We start from the raw sequence: 19639 nt of genomic DNA, 5'->3' as shown, positions 1-19639 counted from the left end.
GGGAGAACCTTTACGCTGCTATTGTTCTAAATTGTTAACTCTATTGCTAGTCTTTGTAACATTTAAGTTACGTACTGTTAGTTTTTTTAGATCTAGATCCATACAACAACACTAGATGTGTTGATCTAAACGATTTCACAGCCCCAGAAAAAAATACTGGGATAATTTCTTGAAAAACACAACTATTCTTAAAAGCGAATAATTACCTCCATATCAATAATCTATCATAATGAGTTCTCTCGATCCTGGTCTTTTCAATAAAAACTATCCAATCCTGATTACGAATGTAAATTCATCAGATAAGATAATTGACATTTTCATTGACGAAATTGGATTAATTAAAGATATTGGGGAAAACATCTCGAAAAAGTATGACAATGAAGCCATACTCAGTATAGATGCAGAGGGAATGGTAGTTTTACCGGGATTTGTAAATCTGCACACCCACGCAGCAATGACCTTATTCAGGGGGTATGCTGATGATATAGCATTTAATCAGTGGCTTTTCGATAAGATACTCCCTATTGAAGCCGTGATGACTCCTAACGATGTCTATATAGGAACCAGGTTGGCTTGTCTTGAAATGATCAGATCCGGGACCACGACATTTCTTGATATGTACTTTTTTGAACTGGATGTCGCCAAGGCAGTTCGTGATATGAATATGCGGGCTGTATTGTCATCATTATATACCGATTTTGGAGATTCAGACATAATAGACCAGAGGAAGAAAGAGACAGAAAAATATGTACAGACCGTGAAATCCTGGAATAATAATTTGATAACACCGGGGATCGGGCCTCATGCAGTATATTCAGTAACTCCTCAAAGTATGGAGTGGTGTCGGGATTTCTCACATCAGTATCACGTTCCAATCCATATTCACATGAGTGAGACTGAGAAGGAAGTTCTCGATTGCCAAAAAACCCATCAAACAACACCTACTGGTCTTCTTTACCGGCATGGATTACTTACTCCTGAAACCGTTGCTGCTCATTGTTGTTGGATTAGCAAAGGTGATTGCTCGATTCTTGCGAAAGGAGGTGTCCATGTTGCTCATAATCCGGTCAGCAACATGAAACTCACCGTTGGAAAGACAATGCCTTATCAATGGCTCAAGGATGCGAAGGTGAATGTCGGACTGGGAACTGATGGGTGTGCTTCCAATAACAACCTTGATATGATGGAAACAATGCGGATTGCTGCTATGGTACAGAGGTTTTCATGGAATGACCGCTCACTTCTTCCACCACAGGAACTTCTCTCTCTTGCTACCCATGCCGGTTCCCGTGCTCTTGGACTATCTACTGGGGTTCTTCAAATTGGAAAACCTGCAGACCTAATTCTTTTAAAATCATCCGGAGGTTTTCCTGGCAAAAATGGATTATCACCAGAACAGATGCTGACACAGAGTTCTGGATCCCGGGTTGATACAACAATCTGTAATGGGCGGCTTCTTATGTTACATGAGTATGTCCCCGGGGAAGAAGAGATAATGAATCAAGCTTCACACGCCGCAGAACAACTGGTCAGAAGAGTCAATCAACAATTTTAATCTTTGCAGGCCCTATTTCATCCTTATTTCTTCAGAACCATGATGGTAATATCATCGGATTGTGGTTCTTCTTTTATAAAATCGCGAATTTCCTGAAGAATAACCTGTATTATGTCAGTTGCAGATTTCTGGTGATTTTCACGGATAACTTTGCATAGATTTTCCTCCGAAAACATAATTCCTTCTGAATTCATTGCTTCAGTTACCCCATCTGAATAGATCACGAGTACATCCCCTGTATGAAGATCAATATTTTTTTGTTCATAGGATGCAGTATCCATCAGACCGATGACCGGCCCATTTGAATCAAGCATCTCAATACTACCATCGGAGCGATAGAGAATGGGTGGATTATGACCGGCATTCACATATTGAAGTCGGGCACTGGAAATATTCAGCATCGCATAAAACATAGTAATGAAACTTACCGTTCCCGAATCTTCGATGAAAATATTGTTTGAAGCCTGAAGAATCTCGATCGGTTTTATTGTCCACCTGGAGAGAACTCTGATGATGGTGCTTGACAAGGCCATTAATAGTGAAGCTGCAACTCCTTTCCCTGCTACATCTGCAAGCACCAAAGTACAGGTTCCTTTCTCCCGTGAGAAGATATCAAAAAAGTCTCCGCCTACATCTAGTGCTGGAATGTTGATAGCTGCTAAATCATATCCTTCGGGAATTGAAATTTTAGTGGGAAGAATTGCTTGTTGAATGTGTGATGCGACGAGTAACTCAGTTCTTCTTCGTTCAAGTTCTTCACTATATTGCTTTATTTTTTTTATCATCTGGTTGATGCTGAGTTGTAGATCAGAAAACTCCTCAGTATTCATTCCTCCAATAGTATGATCCAGATCACCGCCGGCAATTCGTCTGACATCATCCATTATTGTCCTGATTGATATGGAAATTCGTTTTGAAATGACGAATGCGAGTATAAGACCAGCAAGGATAGCAAAAAAGCTTAAAACAACAAATTTGATAATTAACCCCTGGAGAAGTGATTCCATGCGTTCTTTACCATATTCAATCACGACCACAATACTATCATCTGAAACAGCGTCAGGATCCTTCAGGTCGATGAATAAATATTTTATCAAATTTCCAGATTCGCTATTTATTTCCGAGAGATGGCTACGTTCCTCTATTGCTTTTTGTATTAGGGGTGAAGTGGTAATATTTTGTTTCGCAGCCCTGCCTTTTGCATACCACTCGGCAGAACAGAATTGATAAACGGTATAAACCTGGATCTTTTCAATATCTGTGTTTATCTTCCCGATTTTCTCAATCATTTCCTGGTATGATAATTGAGTTCGGCTATCTGCAAATTCCTCCGATTTTATTCCAGTTTCAAGAACAAACCGATGATCAGGAGTGGGAATATATCCAAATTTCGTAAGTTCTCCGCTTACAGTAGAATCATTTAAATCCTGGGCAGAATGAACGACCCTGTCTTTTACAGAACGGGTGCCAAGTCGAACAGATGTCAATGATTTAAAAAATTCTGGAAACTGTTTATTTGTATCTAGTCCCTTAACGTGGGGTTCATTGGTATAGGCGATGATCCCATCGGCATTGAAAATATAGAGGTTGACAGTGCGGTTAATCTCCTTGCTGAATGTGGAACTGAGAGCCTCAAGATCCATATTCTCCGGACTTGCATTACTTCTATTGTAAGCATCAAGATATTTTTGTAACAATTTTTCGGTATCTGAATTTAGTGTATCATCGATCAGTTTGAGTCCGTCATTCACCAAATCCACTGATTCGATAATATTTTTTTCAGAATATGCCTGCATAATTTCGTTTTCATACAGGACATCATCCTTTGCAGAAAGATAAGAAAATACGATTACCCCGCCAACGACTATGGCAATAACTAGTATGATATTAATAATAAGATAATTACGAATTGATTTTTTCAAAATTATCAGAGTTTTTTGATTATTTAACAGAAATTGAAGATATAAATGATATTGCTACAGATACATTTCTGATTTTGGTGATTCCCAAAAGGTGATGCATCGTAACCAGGGAACCATTTTTAAGTTCCTGTGATATCTGTAGATTCAGATCCCGTGAAGGATTCCAAGGAACATCTCGTAATACGGCCCCATTGATATTCAGAAAAAGGTCGTAATGGTGCATCGGGGAGGGCATAATGGCAATAGTTTCAAGAGTATCTGGAGAAAAATAACCTTTTGCCCTTTTCAGATCTACACCATATCCAAACCCGATTAGTGTCTCTCCCAGATACCTGTTATCAAGATTATCCTCTGATGCTGCTTCTATTATTGATTCTCTTGTGGGAATGCGATAAAGTGAGTGTTTCACCCCTCCTTCCTCATGCTGCTGATTTTGTTTCGTTTTTGCTGCTGTAATCAAGGAAGATGTGATGTCAGAACTACAGATTCCTTCTATAGTTGCTTTCATACTCATAACCCAGACACCGGAAAAATTGGGGCAATTAATTTCAGCAAACCTTGAAATTTCCTCAGCAAGTCCATTAATTGAGTGGTCACCGGTATTTTCAGCCTGTAAGGTAAGGATGTACTGGAATGGCCCAAGGTGAGTAACCTGGAATATTCCAAATCGCTCAATTTCTCCCCCCTCCATAATATCTCCGGTAAAAAAATCTGCAGTCTCATTACCATCAGCAGGCGTCCAGAGCATATCTCCGTTCAGTATTACCATGTTTCCAAGGATATTTTTAACAGACTCCTTATTTGTCCCGACTGCACCGATGCCAATCTCGAATTTTTCTGGTGTGTATAATAGCTTCTGGATATCATCATCTGTAATCTTGCCTTCTTCGATATTGGTAAGGTTTCCCAACACCTGTAATGAAGCAGTACCCTGGCCAATCTCTTCAAAAGTAAATTTCAATTCAGATTTTTTTTGATTATCCAAAGACAGATTATTTCGGGATGAAGAAATGGCATCTTCAAGGGTGGTATGTAGTTCCAGAGCCTGAAGGAATCCACCCATTTTCATTATACCTAAGGGAAAGTCTTGTACCTGGCAAACAATGACTTTTCCATTTCTTTCTTTAATTTTTCGGTATATTTCCTGAAAAACACGTAATCCTGCAGAACTAATATAATCCATTTGCTTGAGGTCAAAAATAATATCAATATCAGAATCACAAAGGCTTGTTTGGAGACTCTCGGTAACTTTTTGAGATCCGAATCCATCCATCCTTCCATTTATTGTAAATATGAGATTCCCTTGTACACGACTAACAGTTATTTCCATAGGAATTCTGATTGAATTATCTACTCAATGAGGGAAGAATTTTTGTAATTGGAGTGTAGATTAGTGATTCTAAATTTTTTTCCTCTTAAATAATGAAATTACATATTGCAGATATCCTTATCTGAATACCTGAAAAAAGGGTTAGAGAGATACTGGAATGAAGAGATCAATTGAACTAAAAGTACCCCTCTCTCAGGATATACTTCCGGTAATCACCCAATTTGCAGAACAGGTAGTAATTACGTATGGTCTTTCTGAAAATGATATAAAACGTTCAGTTCTTGCATGTGAGGATGTTTACACCTATCTGACGTCACATTCTAATGGCATTTCTGATCTTACGCTGAATATCAAAGAGTGTGGATATTACATCCAGATAACGTTTAAGTTTTCCCCGATTACTATCCCACTACAGGTCTTGAATATAACTGCCACTAGTGATCCCCGAGATCCCGGGTGTCTTGCTCATATGGAAATATTTATTGCAGCACATGTTGTTGACCGTTTTATTCTTGATCAAGATACCCCTGATGAAACTGTTGTCCACCTCATCATAGAAAAACAGTACCCCCTCGCATCTGAAAGTAATCTGGATGCACTACCTGCATCATTACCTAACTTGAGTTGTACGACCGGTACCCATGAAGAGATAAAACAGGCTGCTATTAGGATAATACAGAGATATGGCTCACGTGCGCCTGTATTTTGTCGCTACCCAGGAAAGATCCTCGATATGATTAGAAGTGGTGAAATGCAGGCTGCTGTTTATAGTGACGGAAAGGGAAATGTGGCTGGATGCATATTCTGGGTGGAGGGAGAACATCTTATTGAGGTCCATGGGCCTTATGTATTTATTGCAGGTCATCAGCCAGGAGAAGAACTCACCAGTTTTCTCCTTGAATCGGTTGGAAGGTCAGGGTTAAAGAGCCTCATTATCAGGGATCCACTTCCTGGTGTACCAGAATCCTGGTTCGAAAAGTTACCCACAATTGCCTGGAATTATCCTAAAAAAGATCAGAGAAAATTATCTGATACCAGTATGCCACTGTACCGCCAGCTCGAAGAGGATACTGGTGTAACTGTTGTTGTGCATCCTGATTTTACCCAGGTTGTAAACGAGTGGTATGAGAAAATGAATCTTCCGAGGTTTCTCACTTCTTCTCATCCAGCTGGTGAGACCCCAGATGAATTCACAGTTTTTTCTGTCAGGATTGATAACAACAGGAAAATTGCCTCACTCACCTTGCGAATAGTTGGTACAGATGCTGCTTTAATCCTTGCTGCCCATATTTCTCATCTTACAAAGCAGGAAATTTCAGAAATAACATATGAGATGGATCTCAGTAACGAGATGGAAGTCTTCCTAGTTCCAGTACTAATAAAATCTGGATTTTTTCCGTCCTATATCATCCCCTGGGGAGGAACGAGTGATATCCTTGTTTTCTATTATATAGGTGAAAACCTTTGATGAATGATTCACAACCTTCGATCCTAAAACAAGTTCCTTCACATTTACAGAATATTTCCCCCTATATTCCCAGTAAACCTGATGATATACTAAGGAAGCTATTCAATGCCCCGTTCCTACACAGAATGAATAATAACGAGAATGTACTAGGACCCCCACAGGCGGCCATTGATGCAATTGTAAGATTTGATCCAGTTTTAATTGCACAATACCCCAGTGGAGATTCATATTACTTAAGGCATCGATTGTCACAACTCTCTGGGCTGTCAATTGATTCATTTATTATTGGTAATGGTGCAAATGAAGGTGTTAATTCAATCATCCACGCATTTTGCAAGCCTGGTGATAATATTATTACTGCAGATAAGACCTTTTCAGTGTATGAATGGGTCGCAGGATTCTCAGAAATAAAAACCAAACTCATTCCCCTTAAGAATAATGGATTTGATAGTGATGCAATCCTAGCCGAACGAGATAAAAATACTAAGATTATCTATCTCTGTAATCCCAATAATCCGACAGGAACATACTGGAACGATAAAAAACTCAGAAATTTTCTTGATATGGTGCATGGTGAGCAGATAGTTGTTATTGATGAGGCGTATGCAGAATATGTTGCAGCTTCGGATTATCCGGATGGTATTAAACTCATCTCACGTTATCCGAATCTCGTAGTATTCAGAACATTTTCCAAGATGTACGGTCTCGCAAGTTTACGAATCGGCTATCTGGCATCGAGTCCCATGGTTGCTGATGTTATCAGACGCACCTCACCAGTGTATTCTGTAAATGCCTTGGCGCAAGCTGCTGCAATCGGTGCTCTTCAAGATGATGGTTCTCATATCCGCAACACTCGATCCATGATTACTGAGTCGCGACATTATATGGAATGTGAACTAGATAAGATGGGGCTGGAATACATTTCAGGAGAAGGTAATTTTATTCTGATTCATGCACCTATTTCAGACACACTATTGTATCGACGGTTGATGCATCATGGATATATGGTCAGACCTATGACCCAGTTCCGATTCCCTAACTATATCCGGGTTACTTTTCATCAGGTACAAGTTATGGAGGGTTTTTTGTCAGTCCTGCCGAGGTGTATCTGAAATTAAGCGAGATATAATTTACTATCGTAAAGAACCAACTTGTTCAGTCCATGATTACTACACATTTTTCTTCCAGTTCCCAAAACCAGATGAAATCCTTGCAATGTTCACAATCATCCCTCCCTTAACCCCTTGAGACCTGATCTGGCCAAGGTGGCGGAGCTGCCAAAGCAGTTGTGCACCCAGTCTTTTTCCAAACTCTAACGTTAAGATACCTTATGGAGAGACCATTACTGATTTACGCGAGCTCATGGGAGAAACTATACGCCCCTATTGTTCTATCAGAATATCCTATGCATTATGCGAAACCTAACAGGTTAAGTCTGTTTTATTCACAAATCGACTATCATTACCAATCAGGTTGTGTAATAACTCCTGCAACGTAGAATCCTCTTCTACCCTCATCGAAGTATTATATCCAGAAGTTGAATCATTTGGCCATGCACTATTCCACCAGACTATTCCAATAACTCCTGGCCACCGCCCACTACTCAGATTCATCAGAGCATCCTTTGTCCAAACAACTGGATTTATATATTCATTGTTAATATCGGTTCCAGTTTCTGCAATAATAATAGGTTTACTCGTGTTTAATGCAACAATTTCCTGGTATGAGAGATCCATCATCTCCGAAAACGGTTTTACATTCTTCTCCTTTGGAGTAAGTGCTCCGTATACTGATACACCAATAATATCAACAAATTCATCCCCCGGATAATAGGCTGCAATAGTATTCCATGATTCATCAGGATCACTATGCCAATTCACATGGTATACTCTGATAAGATTTGATGCCCCTTCTTTCTCAAGAACCTGAAATATATGGCGATAGGTCTCCCTGAACTTTTCTGCACCATGCGTATTTCCAGTCCAGTACCCATTCCATGGGAACCACTTTCCATTCACTTCAGTGCCATACTCAACAATAACAGGGTACCCGAGATTTTTTACCTGAACAGCCCAGTTCCTCAGTTCTGCATCATATGCCCCATTTAAAATACGACTCATCGTGAAGAGTGGTTCTGGTTTATTCTGATGGATATCTGATCTCAGCATTAACCTGACCCAGGGAGTTGCGCCAGATTCGTATATTTGAGCAAACTGTTTTGACGGAAAACTTTTATTGACCCCCCACTCATGAGAAAACACTACAATTGCCGGTTTTTTCCCCACAGCACGTGCAAATGAAGCAATACTTGAGTTGGTAACATCCATTTCGGTGGCATGATACTGAACAGGAGGGTGTACCCCCAGCCAGAATGCTCCCTGTTGCGGCAGGCAGAGAGATGTATTTCCTATTCCGCCGGAAACAGGCACAAAGCAACCAAAAAGGAGCATAACGATCAGAAGGACACGAAATTTTCTGCATCTCATCTTAGATACCTGATAACCACAACTCCCACAACCAATACTTACATTTTTAGGGAGCCCCGCCGTAATATCCATTATCACGAGTGTAATGCCTTCCAATCCATTTAATAATAATTCTCTCCCATCAACGTTCCTCCCTTCAGACTTCGGGGACCAGTCGGTGGTAGGACCTGCAGATACTCTAAAGGTTCTTCTTATTGATACGGACCCGGAACTTGCACAGATATCAAAGAACAACCTGGAAAAAACAAGTCCTCTATCTATAATAACCACCGGAACAGGTCAGGAGGCTCTTACCCTTTCCAAGGAGAACGGATTTGACGCGGTTGTTTCTGATTATGACATGCCTGATATGAATGGGATTGATCTTCACCGGGCACTTCAGGGTGAGGGTATAAAAATTCCCTTCATTCTCTTCACTGTCCCGGATAGTGAGTCCTTGAAGTCTGATCATACTGCAAATCTGGATCATCCTCCTGATGAGATCTATGTTGATCTTTCTCAGAAGATCAGACAAGCAGTGGAGTTATACCGGACACGAAATCGCCTTGAGCTCTACTCAAAGCATCTTGAAGAACTAGTTGAAGAAAGGACCAAGCAGCTTAAAGAAGCTCAGAGGTTTGCGGTGATAGGTGAACTCTCTACCATGATCGGACATGATATGAGAAATCCTCTCCAGGTAATTACCAATATGAATTACCTCCTCACACACAAGATCACAAATATGGATCCTGATGAAGCAGCAATTCTTCAGAAGCATGGAATACCTGATCTCTTCTCCAGGATCGGATCTGAAACCCAATATCTCAATAAAATAGTCTCTGACCTACAGAACTACGCACGAGAAGTTAACCCGACCCTTGTTCTCACCGATCCCGGACTGTTTCTTGATGAATTGCTAGGATCGATAACCTTACCCGAGGATATCTCTGTTCAGAGGCAGTACCAACCCGGAATTAAGATTTCAGTAGATACTACTCTATTTAGAAGGGTTATGGAAAACCTGATCATTAATGCTATCCAGGCAATGGAACATGGGGGAACACTGACGCTAAAAACATCGAAATCGAGTGAACGTATCAGTATAACAATCTCAGATACGGGGATTGGTATACAACCATCAGTAAAGGATCGGATATTTGAACCTCTCTTTACCACGAAGTCAAAGGGGACCGGATTCGGTCTCCCAGTATGTAAACGGCTGGTTGAAGCACATGGGGGAACCATATCTGTGAAAGAAACATCACCGGCAGGAACCACATTTGAGGTTCTCCTTCCGGATGATCATACGTCATTACCAAACTAGGACTGAAAATCAATGAAACGAATTCTTGTTGTCGATGATGATCTCGGGATTCTGGACAGTACAAGACAAATTCTTGAGATCGATGGATATGAAGTTGAGACAGCCTCCACTGGCGGGGATGGACTTCAAAAGATAGAATCTACCTTCTTCAATTTAGCTCTCTTTGATATTAAACTCCCGGACATGGAAGGAACCGAACTTTTAGAAAAATCTCATAAAATCCGTCCTGCCATGAAGAAGATCATGGTAACCGGGTATGCCAGCCTTGAAAATTCAGTAATATCGCTTAATGCAGGAGCTGACGCCTATATCCTCAAACCGGTTGATCCTGACATGCTCCTAGCAAAGGTAAAAGAAAAACTGGAGGAACAGGAGCGTGAAACATCTGTTGACGGTGAAAAGATTGCAGGATTCTTGGAAGAGAAATTACTAAATATACGGAGATGAGAGAAGTCCTATTATCTTATGAACCCGGTAACCAAAGAAGAGGTAATCACCCTTCTAACCGAGTTAAACGTTCCCAATATTGGGGCGCTGACTGATCCTGAAATCACAGCAGAATCAATAATCAGTTATCTGGCAAAATACCGCATTTTTGTTCCTGATACCTTCTTTTCCATACTTGCTGATCGGCTAGGTCTCGAATTTATTGAGAAGGAAGCCATAACCAAAACTCTCGATCTCGGTTGCATGCTCCCATATACAGTGGAAGAGGGGGCTTTGATACTGCTTCTTGAATCAAAACCTAGATATGTCAGGGTAGCAACAGCAAACCCGTTGGATAGCGATCTTTTCAAACGACTTGAAGATGTATTTCATAAAAAAATTGAGAAGGTCGTTGTATCAATTGATACAGTAAAGTCGATGAGTGAAGGGTGCTATGAGGCACCACATGCATACAGTGCATTAAATGAACTCGTAGACAGGCAGCCTGAAGAATCTGCGTACCGTATCCTGATTCCCTGGCAGAAAGGGACAATAATACTCTTTATTCTTCTGATGGCTCTGCTCATCGTGTATAATCCGTATTTCGGGACATTTCTAATCTTTACAATCATAAATATCACCTATTTCCTGATGAACCCGATAAAATTTTATATCTCACTTCAGGGTCTTTCAGGAACTAAACGGGTTATCTTCATCACAGATGATGATATCAAAGCAATTCGCGATGAAGATCTTCCAATATACACACTTCTGGTCCCACTCTTTCATGAAAAAGAGATGCTTCCTCATATCCTCAGTAACATCGCAAAGATGGATTATCCACGGGAAAAACTGGATGTAAAGATACTGATGGAAGAGGAGGACGAGGAGACCATCGGAAAAGCAAGAAAACTAGGACTGTTCGGAAACATTGAGGAGATTATCTCCCCCATGTCGGAGGATGAATACCGAAGATTTCTTAGTATATTTCACCCGGTAATTATCCCGAACGCCGAACTGAAGACCAAACCACGTGCATGCAATTACGGTCTGAAACGGGCACGTGGTGAGTTCGTGGTCATATATGATGCTGAAGATCTGCCAGACCGTGATCAGCTCAAGAAGACAGTCCTGGCTTTTCGCCGGCTCGGTCCTGAGTATGCCTGTATCCAGTGTCTGCTCAACTTTTACAACCCGCGCAAAAATATTCTGACCCGCTGGTTCTCTATTGAATACTCGTATTACTACGACTATTATATCCAGGGTCTTGACAAGATCGGTGCACCAATACCACTCGGTGGAACGAGCAACCACTTCAGAATGAGGACGCTCAGGGAACTTGGTGCATGGGATCCATTCAATGTCACCGAAGACGCCGATCTCGGGATGCGGATTGCCAGAAAGAAGTACAAGACCGGGGTATTGAACTCTCATACCTATGAAGAAGCAGTGACCAGTGTCCGTTCATGGATCAAACAGCGATCACGGTGGGTCAAAGGGTTTGTTATCACATGGTTTGTGACGATGCGTCACCCGGTAAAAGTATACCGGGATATCGGGCTAAAAAATTTTCTCGTTTTCCAGACCGGATTCGGAGGCAACTTCTACCTGCCCCTCATGAACCTGTTTCTATGGGGAGTGTTTGTTGCAGGGTTTATCATCCCCGAGTATTTCTCACGCTGGTTTGATTTCTGGCCGTTTGCAGCAATCGCGGTCTTCAACCTGATCATCGGCAACCTCTTCTTTCTGGTGATGATGCTTCTGGCCACCTGGAAAGAGAAACAGAAGGATCTTCTAATTTATTCGTTGTTCTCTCCGATTTACTGGACATTTATGAGCATCGGCGCATGGAAGGGACTGATCCAACTTGCCGCGGGAAAGGCATACAAGTGGGAGAAGACTGCTCATGGAACCTCTCTCCTTACCGAGGAGAAGATAAGACAGGAACCTGAAAACCTTGCCCGTCAGGTTCGCTGGATCGATGTGAAAGAACCGGAAGTCAGGAATGGGAAGACCCACATGACAGTTCCCCAGTTGGCGTTGTCCATCGGGTTTACAATCTGTCTGGTCCTTTTTGCCCTAATCATTGTAGATATTATTCCCTTTGCACCGATATCTGACCACGTAAAGATCACAAAAGTTCCAGGTCTTTCACAGGCTCTAATTCCTTTAAATCAGATACAGGCAGGGCAGGAGCCCAGACTCCTGAATTATGAGGCGATTCCTAAGCCTAACAAAGCCACACCCCAGATAACACAGGTTCCAACTGAAGAATCAGGGATCAAATTGTGGCAAAAGCAGGAGATCGTAAGTTCCCAGGAGCCAGGCATGACTCTTACATATGATCCTGATACTAATTCCATCAAGATACAAGCTGAAGGACCTGATCAGGGCACAAAAGATACCACCCATGTATACGAAGTGAAGGTTAATTCGCCTGAAAGAGTCTCAACATACAGGATTGATTCAACTCCCGCTGTCCTTACCATACCTGGAGGCAACATATCTGCAGAGATTCAGATTACCCGCATCTATGAATCAGGAGTAAGGATTACTATTCTCCAGGCAGCAATCTGATTTATTTTTCGTTTTTAAACAAGGGGATTGATTATCCACACCCATTCCGGGTTACATTACACCGGCTGGTCATATTACAGGAAGAGAAAATTATTGAGGTACACCGATATAAGCAACCGGACCGGCCCAGATTATCATGGGAATCAGACACTGCCTCTCATTTCTGAGAGGCACATGAAAGATCCGGCACTCCTTCCTGATCACGACTCAGGTTTTTCAGTTCCTCTTCACGAGCAAGGATCAATCCTGACATCCGGTTGATCTCATTGGCAATCCGGGAAAATTCATCAGTGCCTGAATCATCTATCTTCACAGAGTAATCTCCCTCACCGATTCGGTGCAATCCATTGAGAATGGTATGAAGACGATACACAACCAAACGATCAAAAAGCCGGCCAGATACAAGAAATGCAATGAGAGTTATCAGGATCAGAATGACAAGAGTGTGCCAGGCTGTTTCAAACAATACCCTCCCAGGCATGCTTATATCATAGACAATCATGCTGGTCAGATTCCCAGTATAATCTGCTTCTTTCTCCTTCGGTCTAAAATGTGTATAGACTGTCAGGTTATTCCCGGAGAGAATCCTGACTTCTCCCTTATCATAGACCTGCATGTAGATCTCTGGATCCATCTTTCTCCCTTCATGGATCAGAGAGTACTGACTCAGAGTATTAGATGAGAAGAGATCAACATCGAGAACAAAGGGGTTCTCCTCCTGAATTCTTGGGAGGAAATCATCCATCAGAAACGAGGTGAAATCCTGCGATAGGGTTCTGACTAGTGCCTTTCGGAGTTGAACCGATGTTTCGATGATGTAATCGCTACCGGGCTCGCTGTAATAGGCATACTTCGTTACTTCCCCGTTCAGTGCATTTACCGCCGCCCGATCCATCGAGGAGTTCCCTGAATTCAGGATATTTTTCAGGAATGATTCAAGCCCGACGGTTTTTAGATCAAATCCCTGATCCTCTGGGTATGTTGTGGAGAAGATTACACCAGACCCATTGATCAAATAGATGTCATCGACATTATTCCGCTCAGCTATCGGTTTTAGATCCCGGGCAGTGACAAAAGAAACGGATTTGTTCAGTGCTCCGATATCTTTAGAGATAGCAGGCAGACCTCTGCCCATTTCAGAATCTATTGACGGTTCAGCACCGGCAAGAATGAGAAAAAACGCCTCTGATCTATCTTGGGTTTCCTGCTGAACACTTGAAATAGTACTATCAATTAAATCAAGATTCTGCTTGTATGAGTAAAGCCCTACACCTATACCTGTTGATGCGGTCGAGATGAGAATAATTACAAAGAGAAGAAGTGATAATCTTCGTTTGAGGGTAATATTAGACTGATTCATGGATGGTATGCCGTAAGTTATGATATTCGGATTTCTCTGTTATGAGTAATACAAGGACAATCAGGGCAAAAAAGGTAGAGCAAATGCTCAAGGGTGTGAAAGTTAATGTTAGTCTAGAAACAATAGCCAGAGTTTTTTGTGGATCAAATTATTTTAAATGACATTATACCAATGAATGTGAAATCTGTGATCAAATATCGGATATCATGGTTATTATCTATAGATTGAGCAACGATTATGATAACTGAATCCTGTATCTTCTGCACACCCGGACCAGAAGAAACTATTCTGGAAAACCATGAAGTCTATGCCAGGTATGATAAAAATCCGGTTTCTCCAGGACACCTATTGATTATCCCAAAACGTCATTTCAAATCTGTTTTTGAGGCTACTGAGACAGAACTCTCTGCACTCTGGAATCTAATAAGGGTAGCGAAATCATATCTTGATGAAACGTTTAACCCTGATGGATACAACATCGGGATCAACGATGGTTCTGCTGCTGGCCAGACAATCATGCACCTGCATATCCATCTTATTCCCCGGTACTCCGGGGATATGAAAGACCCCAGAGGCGGAGTAAGAGGAGTGATACCAGGGAAACAGCAGTACTAACAGACACCGGGAATTACTCTCAAAATAATCCATAAGAGCAAAAAACAACCGATCCTTTCTGCAATCCCAGATGTCCATATATAGTATATCCCTGATTTTTATCCTCATGAGTAGTTTTGCAGCGTCCTGGTTTGAGATCACATAACCCACAATTCGGGTACAAAAAGGTAGTGGGGTTTACTCAAATCCTCTCACATCCAATATTTATGTTGTGACTTCCTCCCCCGTTGTCGATAATATTCTTTCTGCCAGATATCTCCGCCAAGGAGAACATACCTTCGAAGATATCTGCCATAGAGTGTCTCATGCTCTCGCTGATGATAAAGCTGAACAGGACAGGTTCTTTGAAGCGATGATTTCACTTCGGTTTCTTCCAAACTCCCCCACCCTTATGAACGCCGGCACCGGCCTTGGTCAACTCTCTGCCTGTTTCACCCTCCCGGTCCCGGACTCAATAGACGGGATATTTGAGGCCATGAAACAGGGTGCAATAATTCACAAGACTGGTGGGGGAACAGGATACAACTTTTCACACATCAGACCTGAGGGGTCGCCGGTACGTTCCACTGATGGGGTAGCATCAGGACCTGTTTCATTCATGCGAGTCTTTAATGCAGCAACTGATGTCATCAAACAGGGAGGCCGTCGGAGAGGTGCCAACATGGGGATTCTCAACGTGTGGCACCCTGATATCCTCGATTTCATCACTGCCAAGAAAGAAGAAGGGGATATTGCTAACTTCAATATTTCAGTCATGGTCAACGACCGGTTCATGAATCTGGTGGAACAAAAAGCCTTCGAGTTGGTCTGGCTCACCCACCCGCATTCAGGGAAGACGGTCACTGTCGGGGAGATCTGGAACGGGATTATTGATGGAATCTGGGAGAACGGTGAACCAGGAATTCTCTTCTACGATGAGATCAACAAACGAAATCCCACTCCACAACTGGGTGATATTGATACAACCAACCCATGTGGAGAACAACCACTTCTTCCATTCGAGAGTTGTGTCCTCGGTAGTATCAACCTTGACGCTTGCATCAAAGATGGCATCCTGGACGAACCACTACTGGAAGAGACGGTCAGGATGGCAGTGAGGTTCCTTGACACTGTCATCGAACGTAATATCTATCCCATTCCACAGATTGCAGAAGCAACCCTGAAAACACGAAAGATAGGACTTGGTGTAATGGGGGTTCACGATGCTCTGCTCAGGCTGGGTATCGCATATGATTCTCCAGAAGGAAGATCCTGGTGTGAACAGATAATGGAGAAACTCACCAGGACCGCTGTTGATGAATCTCGGATCCTGGCATCATCCCTTGGACCCTTTCCAGCATGGGATGGGAGCATCTGGAAAGAGTACCCGGTCCGCAACGCTGCCATGACCACAGTGGCGCCTACTGGAACCATCTCACTTCTGGCTGGATGTTCCAGTGGAATAGAACCAATATTCTCTTTTGCTTACACCAGAAAGAACACGGTAGGCAAAACTTTTGTTATCGTCAACCCTGTCTTCAAAGAAGCTCTTGTCCAGACTCTTTCCAGTATGCACCTGACCGGAGATGAACTGAAAGAACGAACTGAGGATGTGATCAGTCACGTCCATAAGACAGGAACCATTCAGGATCTCGCCTGGCTCCCTGATGAATTCAGGGTACTCTTCCGTACAGCCCTGGATATTTCATGGAAAGATCATATCCTGATGCAGGCCACATTCCAGAAATATGTCCACGCTTCTATCAGCAAAACCATCAACATGCCTTCCTCTGCAACACGTGATGACTGCGAAGAAGCCCTGCTTATGGCATGGAAACTCGATCTGAAAGGTATCACGATATACAGAACAGGAAGTAGGGAGACGGTTGTCCTGGCCCTAAGCGGTGAAACCGATAAGAACGAGCCGGTACCCGAACTCAAGGCTGATGATGGTCGCAACCTTCCTGAGAAGATTCCTTCACTTAATATGACACGACCAAAGGAGCTCTCTGGTAAGACCTACATTTGTCAGTCAGGATGCTGCCGTCTTTATGTTACTGTTAATCTTCTTGAAGGAAAACCCATCGAGGTGTTTATCAGAACTGTGGGGATTGGTGGGTGTGATGCAAATAGCAGCGCCCTCGGACGAGCTATCAGTACCGGTCTTCAGAGTGGCGTGCCATACCAGAAATTTGTAAGACAGTTCGGCAAAGTGAACTGTGTTTCTGCCATCAAAAATTCATCATCAGAGGGAGTGTCGTGTGCAGACGTGGTGGGCCGGTGCATTGATCTCGCAGCAAAGCACCAGAGTATCACTACGCTCGAAGACTGGTCGATTACAAAAACGGAAGAAAAACGTCTCTGTCCTGAATGTCGCCAGCCTCTTGATTTCGGGGAAGGATGCAATCAGGGGATCTGCAAGCACTGTGGCTGGTCCGGGTGCAGTTAACCACCCGGCTACGGCCGGATCCAGAACTGACCCATCATGAAGCCAGAAAATTTACACACAAATCCAGCCAGTTTTCTGGAAGGAAGTATCAGAGAATTTTGTAGGGATTCACCAGCAAACAGTCTGAGAAACCAGGCAAATGAGAGGGCGTATGAGGAGCCACTGGTCGGGTTTTCTTCAGGGGGAGATCCACTGTATGATGAAATTGCTACTGATATCGGTCCACCTTCTCTAACACCGGCAGAGATCTTCTGTCAGGCTGTTCCCGGAATTCATGTTGTTGCAGAAGACCTTACTATCATCAGCTGGATCCTGCCACAGACCAGAGCGACCTGCATGGATAACCGGAGCGAGACAATGTATCCATCTGAACGATGGATTCGGGCCAAGCATTTCGGGAGAGACGTGAGTAAATACCTCGCCGAACATCTGGTCAGAATATTTCTGGATGCAGGAATTTCTGCGATCAATCCGACAGCAGTTCCCTTTTTTTCAATCCAGGAAACAAAAACCTATGGCCTGGCCTCCACCTGGTCAGATCGCCACGCTGCATATGTTTCAGGTCTCGGAACATTTGGTCTGTGTGACGGATTGATAACACCAATAGGAAAGGCTGTGATCTGTGGATCAGTTATTGCACAGATCAGGATTCCCCCTACACCTCGCCCATATACGGATCATCATGCCTCATGCCTCTTCTACGCTAAAGAAACCTGTGGGATCTGCATGAAACGTTGTCCGGTCGGTGCAATAACCCCGCTTGGCCATGATAAGGAACTCTGCAGAAACCACTGTTTCGGAGTAGCCCAGACGTATGCACGCGAAACGTACGGGATCGATGAATACGGATGTGGTCTGTGCCAGACTGGGGTGCCATGTGAAGCCAGAAACCCGGTCCGAATCAAAGAGCGATGACCGATAGATCCTTGTTATCCCGGATACGTCAGGAGATTGAAAACCTGACTCCATACATCGCGACATGCAAGGAAGCGGTGGATACCAATTCAGGGAAACCTCCATCGGTAATCTCCCAGCTTTCCAGATACAATTACCAAACTATGCTTGAGATCCTAAACCAGGAGACTGATTCAGACGTCAGTGTTGAAAAAGGAAGAGAGAACGCCATGCGGGAAGCCTTGCACTCCTATCTCATGCAGTATGCTCCTGGCGAGAAGGATTTAGCCGGGTATATCACAGCGATATCACTATACCTGACGTTTTATGCTAAACGACCGCTCCATCCCCCAGATCTGGTGACAGATGATTTCAGGATAGAAAAACGGGATGATGAGTATTATTGTACCGGAAAAAACCGGTATTTACATGACGAACCTTCACTCTGCAGGTTTTGTGTATGTAAACCTTACATCCCGGAGTAAATCTTTCTGATGAGATTCATCAGTCCCATCCCTTTTTCTGTTATCAGATATTGCCCTGATGATTCATCTTTTGCTGCCAGCCCTGCTTCGATCAGACGGGTGACATGAAAAAGGAGATGGCCCCCTTTATACCCGGTAAGCGAACTGAGATCTGTATAGCTCATGGTGCTCATGGAAAGTGCTTTGATCATACTGAACCGTGCAGGATGGGAGAGTGGTTCTATGATCTTCGCTAGCACTTCATCCTCGGGGAGATCCCTGATAAGAGCCACCTGATTACGATTCCGGAGTGTTGATCGAACAGAAGACAATTCCCCGATCGCCTGCATCAGGTGATCACGTTCAGCAGTATATATCTTGTAACACGTAAGGCATGGTTCCTTACCAAGTTCAGGATACTTCACCACTAGATCTTGATCCTGCTTTACCTGGTTGGACAGGAACTCATCTGCCTCATCAGGATCCATTCTTTCTGCTGATTCGCGAAGTCTGCTGATAAAAAAGTCAATACATGACCCCCGGTCATACAGAGAGCAGGGATTTGGACAGACTGAGTCGAATTCACGTTTGATGGTGGAAATGGCAAACTGCAGAATCATATTCTGATGGCTGGTAACTACCTGTCGCCGCATCGTTTCTATCTGCTCTTCGACAAAGAGACGTTGAAATGACCGTAATTCTGAAAGGATCATCTCTCCCTGTTCACGCTGGGTAGTTCCAAGATCCCTGAGGTTTTTTTCAATTCCAATAATCCGCTCTTCTATCTCATCCTTCCTCATGTAAAACCCAA

Annotated in this window: 15 protein-coding genes; 10 read left to right on the top strand and 5 right to left on the bottom strand. The window is 43.0% G+C overall.

Annotated features, from left to right (window positions below; all coding sequences use genetic code 11):
* Positions 1-229: 229 nt before the first annotated feature.
* Positions 230-1555 carry an amidohydrolase gene (locus DK846_RS10160; RefSeq protein ID WP_109968816.1) on the top strand — a complete coding sequence of 442 codons (1326 nt, stop codon included), beginning with the start codon at positions 230-232 and terminating at the stop codon, positions 1553-1555.
* Between the two features lie 23 nt (positions 1556-1578).
* On the opposite strand, the gene DK846_RS10155 is transcribed toward DK846_RS10160, so the two are convergent.
* The gene (locus tag DK846_RS10155) at positions 1579-3477 is read right to left on the bottom strand and encodes a PP2C family protein-serine/threonine phosphatase (RefSeq protein WP_109968815.1); all 1899 of its coding nucleotides are present in this window, start codon (positions 3475-3477) and stop codon (positions 1579-1581) included.
* A gap of 19 nt (positions 3478-3496) precedes the next feature.
* Positions 3497-4807 (bottom strand): STAS domain-containing protein, encoded by a 1311-nt coding sequence (locus DK846_RS10150; RefSeq protein WP_109968814.1) that lies wholly within the window; start codon positions 4805-4807, stop codon positions 3497-3499.
* A gap of 157 nt (positions 4808-4964) precedes the next feature.
* On the opposite strand from DK846_RS10150, the gene DK846_RS10145 reads away from it, so the two are divergent.
* Both DK846_RS10145 and hisC read left to right on the top strand, forming a co-directional pair.
* Positions 4965-6275: a hypothetical protein gene (locus DK846_RS10145; protein ID WP_109968813.1), complete on the top strand. Its 1311-nt coding sequence runs from the start codon at positions 4965-4967 to the stop codon at positions 6273-6275.
* Complete coding sequence (gene hisC / locus DK846_RS10140; protein ID WP_109968812.1) at positions 6275-7387, top strand: histidinol-phosphate transaminase; 1113 nt, start codon at positions 6275-6277, stop codon at positions 7385-7387. The genes DK846_RS10145 and hisC overlap by 1 nt, the downstream gene beginning before the upstream one ends.
* Before the next feature lie 309 nt (positions 7388-7696).
* Here the strand turns inward: hisC and DK846_RS10135 are convergent, their stop codons facing one another.
* Positions 7697-8761 carry a glycoside hydrolase family 26 protein gene (locus DK846_RS10135; protein ID WP_181391719.1) on the bottom strand — a complete coding sequence of 355 codons (1065 nt, stop codon included), beginning with the start codon at positions 8759-8761 and terminating at the stop codon, positions 7697-7699.
* Between the two features lie 85 nt (positions 8762-8846).
* Between DK846_RS10135 and DK846_RS10130 the strand changes: the two genes are divergently transcribed.
* The 3 genes from DK846_RS10130 to DK846_RS10120 are packed head-to-tail and all read left to right on the top strand — an operon-like array spanning position 8847 to position 13067.
* The gene (locus DK846_RS10130) at positions 8847-10064 is read left to right on the top strand and encodes an ATP-binding response regulator (protein WP_109968810.1); all 1218 of its coding nucleotides are present in this window, start codon (positions 8847-8849) and stop codon (positions 10062-10064) included.
* Between the two features lie 12 nt (positions 10065-10076).
* On the top strand, positions 10077-10511 hold the full coding sequence (locus DK846_RS10125) for a response regulator (RefSeq protein ID WP_109968809.1): 435 nt from the start codon (positions 10077-10079) through the stop codon (positions 10509-10511).
* A gap of 18 nt (positions 10512-10529) precedes the next feature.
* Positions 10530-13067: a glycosyltransferase family 2 protein gene (locus tag DK846_RS10120; RefSeq protein ID WP_109968808.1), complete on the top strand. Its 2538-nt coding sequence runs from the start codon at positions 10530-10532 to the stop codon at positions 13065-13067.
* Between the two features lie 157 nt (positions 13068-13224).
* Here the strand turns inward: DK846_RS10120 and DK846_RS10115 are convergent, their stop codons facing one another.
* The gene (locus tag DK846_RS10115) at positions 13225-14427 is read right to left on the bottom strand and encodes a methyl-accepting chemotaxis protein (protein WP_109968807.1); all 1203 of its coding nucleotides are present in this window, start codon (positions 14425-14427) and stop codon (positions 13225-13227) included.
* A 237-nt stretch (positions 14428-14664) separates the two neighbouring features.
* Between DK846_RS10115 and DK846_RS10110 the strand changes: the two genes are divergently transcribed.
* From DK846_RS10110 to DK846_RS10095, 4 genes are all read left to right on the top strand, one after another.
* Positions 14665-15042 carry an HIT family protein gene (locus DK846_RS10110; RefSeq protein ID WP_109968806.1) on the top strand — a complete coding sequence of 126 codons (378 nt, stop codon included), beginning with the start codon at positions 14665-14667 and terminating at the stop codon, positions 15040-15042.
* A 211-nt stretch (positions 15043-15253) separates the two neighbouring features.
* Entirely contained in the window at positions 15254-17470 is a 2217-nt protein-coding gene (locus tag DK846_RS10105; RefSeq protein ID WP_109968805.1) for an adenosylcobalamin-dependent ribonucleoside-diphosphate reductase, read from the top strand.
* A 36-nt stretch (positions 17471-17506) separates the two neighbouring features.
* A complete protein-coding gene (locus DK846_RS10100; protein ID WP_109968804.1) occupies positions 17507-18385 on the top strand; it encodes a 4Fe-4S ferredoxin in 879 nt (292 codons plus the stop codon).
* Positions 18382-18849 carry a DUF2115 family protein gene (locus DK846_RS10095; RefSeq protein WP_109968803.1) on the top strand — a complete coding sequence of 156 codons (468 nt, stop codon included), beginning with the start codon at positions 18382-18384 and terminating at the stop codon, positions 18847-18849. Before DK846_RS10100 ends, DK846_RS10095 begins: the two co-directional genes overlap by 4 nt.
* Here the strand turns inward: DK846_RS10095 and DK846_RS10090 are convergent.
* On the bottom strand, positions 18834-19628 hold the full coding sequence (locus DK846_RS10090) for a helix-turn-helix transcriptional regulator (RefSeq protein WP_109968802.1): 795 nt from the start codon (positions 19626-19628) through the stop codon (positions 18834-18836). The two genes, DK846_RS10095 and DK846_RS10090, sit on opposite strands and share 16 nt — an antisense overlap.
* Positions 19629-19639: the final 11 nt, after the last annotated feature.

The sequence above is a fragment of the Methanospirillum lacunae genome, from assembly GCF_003173355.1.
Lineage (GTDB): Archaea > Halobacteriota > Methanomicrobia > Methanomicrobiales > Methanospirillaceae > Methanospirillum > Methanospirillum lacunae.
Note: the sequence above shows the minus strand (reverse complement) of the source record. Positions and strands in the feature narration are given on the sequence as shown.

Excerpts from the sequence above, each read along its gene's own strand:
- DK846_RS10115 (WP_109968807.1), bottom strand. The coding sequence starts at position 14,427 with ATGAATCAGTCTAATATTACCCTCAAACGAAGATTATCACTTCTTCTC.
- DK846_RS10120 (WP_109968808.1), top strand. The coding sequence starts at position 10,530 with ATGAACCCGGTAACCAAAGAAGAGGTAATCACCCTTCTAACCGAGTTA.
- hisC (WP_109968812.1), top strand. The coding sequence starts at position 6,275 with ATGAATGATTCACAACCTTCGATCCTAAAACAAGTTCCTTCACATTTA.
- DK846_RS10095 (WP_109968803.1), top strand. The coding sequence starts at position 18,382 with ATGACCGATAGATCCTTGTTATCCCGGATACGTCAGGAGATTGAAAAC.
- DK846_RS10130 (WP_109968810.1), top strand. The coding sequence starts at position 8,847 with ATGCCTTCCAATCCATTTAATAATAATTCTCTCCCATCAACGTTCCTC.
- DK846_RS10090 (WP_109968802.1), bottom strand. The coding sequence starts at position 19,628 with ATGAGGAAGGATGAGATAGAAGAGCGGATTATTGGAATTGAAAAAAAC.
- DK846_RS10135 (WP_181391719.1), bottom strand. The coding sequence starts at position 8,761 with ATGAGATGCAGAAAATTTCGTGTCCTTCTGATCGTTATGCTCCTTTTT.
- DK846_RS10160 (WP_109968816.1), top strand. The coding sequence starts at position 230 with ATGAGTTCTCTCGATCCTGGTCTTTTCAATAAAAACTATCCAATCCTG.
- DK846_RS10100 (WP_109968804.1), top strand. The coding sequence starts at position 17,507 with ATGAAGCCAGAAAATTTACACACAAATCCAGCCAGTTTTCTGGAAGGA.
- DK846_RS10150 (WP_109968814.1), bottom strand. The coding sequence starts at position 4,807 with ATGGAAATAACTGTTAGTCGTGTACAAGGGAATCTCATATTTACAATA.
- DK846_RS10145 (WP_109968813.1), top strand. The coding sequence starts at position 4,965 with ATGAAGAGATCAATTGAACTAAAAGTACCCCTCTCTCAGGATATACTT.
- DK846_RS10125 (WP_109968809.1), top strand. The coding sequence starts at position 10,077 with ATGAAACGAATTCTTGTTGTCGATGATGATCTCGGGATTCTGGACAGT.
- DK846_RS10110 (WP_109968806.1), top strand. The coding sequence starts at position 14,665 with ATGATAACTGAATCCTGTATCTTCTGCACACCCGGACCAGAAGAAACT.